General features: G+C 30.7%; 4 protein-coding genes. All 4 read left to right on the top strand.

Annotated elements, in window-relative coordinates:
- The first annotated feature begins 237 nt into the window (after positions 1 to 237).
- A complete protein-coding gene (mnmA, locus tag Q0370_RS09095; protein WP_299574915.1) occupies positions 238 to 1,323 on the top strand; it encodes a tRNA 2-thiouridine(34) synthase MnmA in 1,086 nt (361 codons plus the stop codon).
- Between the two features lie 45 nt (positions 1,324 to 1,368).
- Entirely contained in the window at positions 1,369 to 1,815 is a 447-nt protein-coding gene (locus tag Q0370_RS09090; protein ID WP_299574912.1) for a hypothetical protein, read from the top strand.
- A gap of 8 nt (positions 1,816 to 1,823) precedes the next feature.
- The gene (locus tag Q0370_RS09085; protein WP_299574910.1) at positions 1,824 to 2,768 is read left to right on the top strand and encodes an AEC family transporter; all 945 of its coding nucleotides are present in this window, start codon (positions 1,824 to 1,826) and stop codon (positions 2,766 to 2,768) included.
- A gap of 89 nt (positions 2,769 to 2,857) precedes the next feature.
- Positions 2,858 to 3,847: a DUF3829 domain-containing protein gene (locus tag Q0370_RS09080; RefSeq protein ID WP_299574907.1), complete on the top strand. Its 990-nt coding sequence runs from the start codon at positions 2,858 to 2,860 to the stop codon at positions 3,845 to 3,847.
- Positions 3,848 to 3,877: the final 30 nt, after the last annotated feature.

The following is a 3,877-nucleotide window of genomic DNA, read 5'->3' as shown; positions in this document are numbered from 1 at the left end:
GAATTTGCGGATAAGAAACAATAATCCATTAAAACAAGAATTGAGGTAATAAATACAATAAAAAAGGCACTCCATTTTAGTTTAATGGAGTGTTTTTAATTTGATTTTAATTATAATATTGATTTTATGACGAATATAGAGTATAATAGAGTTAGATTTAAGTATGAAATGATATTGTGATATAGAATATTGTTGAAAAGAAGTTTAAACTTTGGATGTATGAGGAAAGGAAATAATATGAAAAAAGTAGTACTAGGAATGTCTGGAGGAGTTGATTCTTCCGTTGCAGCAATTTTACTTAAAGAACAGGGTTACGATGTAATTGGGGTTTTTATGAAAAACTGGGAGGAGAAGGACGAAAATGGGGTTTGTATGGCGGAAGAGGATTATAAGGATGTGATTGCTGTGGCAGAGCAGTTGGAGATACCTTATTATTCGGTGAATTTTGTGAAGGAATATTGGGACAAAGTATTTACATATTTTCTAGATGAGTATAAAAAAGGAAGAACGCCCAATCCTGATGTGATGTGTAATAAGGAAATCAAATTCCGTGCATTTTTGGACTATGCGATGAAACTTGGGGCTGATTATGTGGCGACAGGGCATTATTCGAGAATTATTCACGAAGAAAAAGATGGAAAAATCAAATCGACTATGTTAAGAGGAATTGATGATAATAAAGATCAGACATATTTTCTTTGTCAGTTAAGTCAGGAGCAGCTGGAAAAAGTTCTGTTTCCATTAGGAGAATACACAAAGCCACAGATTCGTGAAATAGCTGAAAAATATAACTTGGCAACAGCGAAGAAAAAAGACAGCACAGGAATCTGCTTTATTGGAGAACGTGATTTTAATAAATTTTTATCCCAATACTTGCCAGCAAAGGGTGGAAATATTGTAAATACACAAGGAAAAGTGCTAGGGCATCATAATGGGCTTATGTATTATACAATCGGACAAAGAAAAGGAATTGGGATTGGAAATACAAAGGAAGGGACTGGAGAGCCTTGGTTTGTTGTGGATAAGGATTTGGAAAAAAATGAACTGATAGTAACGCAAGGTGATAACTCGGTACTTTATTCAAAAGGGTTAATCGCAACAGATTTTAATTTTATAAACGAAGTACAGTTTCCGTTAGAATGTACTGTAAAATTTAGATATAGACAAAAAGACACAAAAGTTGTGATTAATAAACTTAATGAAAATGAATATGAAGTGATTTTTGATGAGCCGCAAAAGGCTGTAACACTGGGACAAATTGTGGTTGCTTATGATGGTGAAGTTTGTCTTGGTGGAGGAATTATTGACAAAATTATAAAATAGTTTTTGACTTATAAAAAATATTAAAAATTAAGAGGTGAATAAAATATGGCACTTGATGATGTTATGTGGACGTTTAGTAAGAAAATTTATGAAAGTACAGAAGAATTTAATAAGGATATAGAGGCATATTATGACCAAATGCGGGAATATGTTGACAGAGAATGGAATCCTGATGAAGTAGCTGTTAACCAGCCAGAAATTTATGTTGACTATGAGGCATGGATAAAAGGGAAAGAAGACTTGCTGGAAAATGAAACAGCTGATGAAGAAGAATTATCGGAAGAATATGCAGAAGATGGTTATTTTCAAGTTGATGTAAGAGCATTGTTAAAAGCTGATAATGGAAAATATTTTACAAACCTTGAATTAATGACAAAAGTACATAATCAGCAGGCAAATAAAGAATTAGGAGATCATGTATTTTTTGAAGGTATGGATTTAGATGATGAGATAGACGGAATTCCTGTATTTTATATAGCGTGTGGAAGTTAAGGAGGAAAATGGAAGAATTAATATTTTGTTTAAATGCTACGATTCCTGTATTTCTGATTATGGTACTTGGGTATGTCTTTAGGAAAATAAGAATTATAGATTTAGAATTTGCGGATAAGATGAATAGATTTGTATTTTTGGCACTTTTGCCTGTACTTTTGTTTAAAGAATTATCGTTATCTGATTTTTCGGCAATCTGGGATTTGAAATATTTGATATTCTGTTTTTTTGCAACATTTTTATCAATAATGATAATGTGTATTATCTCACTTTTTCTGAAGAATAAGTCAATTCGTGGAGAATTTATTCAAGCTGGATTCAGAAGCAGTGCTGCTTTGCTTGCTTATGTCTTTGTGCAGAATGTGTATGGAGAGGCTAAAATTGTGGCTCTTATGGTAATTGGAGCTGTCCCTTTGTACAATGTTGCTTCAGTTGTGATTTTGATGTTACTTAGTCCAGAACAGGGGAAATTAAATAGAGTAGTTTTAAAAAATACGTTAAAGGGAGTTATGAAGAATCCTTTAATACTTGGAATTTTGGCTGGAATGATTTGGGCATTGTTAAAAATTCCGCAGCCAGTAATTATGAAAAAATCAATTTCAACATTTGCCTCAGCCGCAACTCCGCTTGGTTTATTAGCACTAGGGGCAAGTTTTGATGTAAAGGAAGTTTTTTCAAAAATAAAGATTGTATTAGTTTCGTCTTCATTTAAGCTGCTGATTCTTACAGCAATATTTTTACCAATAGCAATAAAATTTGGATTTAAGGACGAAAAACTGGTTGCAGTACTTGGAATGCTTGGAAGCCCAACAACACCGACTTCATTTACGATGGCAAGAGGAATGGGTCATAATGGTGCTGTAACTTCGGGAACTGTTATGATTACTACAATTATGAGTATTTTTACATTAACAGGATGGCTTTACATATTGAAAATTGCAGGATTAGTATAAATTTGTTAAATAAATAAAAATTTGGTATAATAACAGAGTATTGTAAAAATTATAAATTTTTAAAAATAAAACATTCTGGAGGAAAAATAATGAAACTGAAAAAATATGCAGTGATTGGAATAATGGCATTGCTAGTTATTGTGGGATGTGATAACAAGAGCAATGACAAAAATAATAAGGATAAAGTAAAAGTAACAAATGTGAAAAGGGATATTTCAACAGAGGAAATTGCAAAATATAATGAATATTCAAAATTAAGCGATGTACCAAATTCTGAAGAATGGAATACATTTTTTACAGAGATAAAAAAAGAGGAATTTCTTAATGAAGCTGGAAATATAAAAAATATTTCGGAAGTGCCGACATTTAATGAAAATTTGGATAGTTCAATTAACCTGATTGGTGAATATATAAAAGAAATTACTGATATAATGCAAAAAAGCCCAAAAATGGAAGCTATTGATAAAAATGCTGAAAATCTGATAAATTCATTGGTAGAGGAACAAAAGGTACTGACAGAAATTAACGATTATTTTGAAAAAGGTGATTATAAAGCTGATAAGCTGGCAAAAGTCGGAGAATTGAATGACAAGTATAAAGTTGTATTGCAAAATAGACAGGAAAATCACAAAATTTTTGCTAATTCATTACATGAAATTGCTCAAATAATCAATCAAAAAATGGAGAATCAATTACAAAAAGATGGTAAAACAGCAAAATTGAATATTTTAAAATTTGTAAATTCCGTAAATGAATTTGGAAAAACAGCATTTGGAAAAAATAATCTAAACTTTGATGAAAATGAAGTAAAAACATTAGAAGAAGCTAATAATAACGTTCAAAATGCATATAAAGCAGTATCTGAAATAACACTAGAAAATGCTAAAAAAGAAAATATAAGTGAGTCAGATTTCAAAAAAATAAAGGAAAGTTCAAAAACGCTATCAGAAAATATGCAAAAAATGGTAGCAGGCGTAAAAAATCAAAATATTCAGGATGTAGTAATGAGTGCAAGTAATATTTTGAGTGCAAAGACAGATTTAGAAAATGTGTTTAATGTTTTAATGGTACAAAAATAGAATTTATACTAAACTCTATTTATAATAAAA

This window comes from uncultured Leptotrichia sp. (genome assembly GCF_938036635.1).
Classification (GTDB): domain Bacteria; phylum Fusobacteriota; class Fusobacteriia; order Fusobacteriales; family Leptotrichiaceae; genus Leptotrichia; species Leptotrichia hongkongensis.
This window is presented reverse-complemented; position numbering and strand designations above follow the sequence as displayed.

What these genes read in the sequence shown, in the direction of transcription:
- mnmA (WP_299574915.1), top strand. Translation starts at nt 238, where the DNA reads ATGAAAAAAGTAGTACTAGGAATGTCTGGAGGAGTTGATTCTTCCGTT.
- Q0370_RS09090 (WP_299574912.1), top strand. Translation starts at nt 1,369, where the DNA reads ATGGCACTTGATGATGTTATGTGGACGTTTAGTAAGAAAATTTATGAA.
- Q0370_RS09085 (WP_299574910.1), top strand. Translation starts at nt 1,824, where the DNA reads ATGGAAGAATTAATATTTTGTTTAAATGCTACGATTCCTGTATTTCTG.
- Q0370_RS09080 (WP_299574907.1), top strand. Translation starts at nt 2,858, where the DNA reads ATGAAACTGAAAAAATATGCAGTGATTGGAATAATGGCATTGCTAGTT.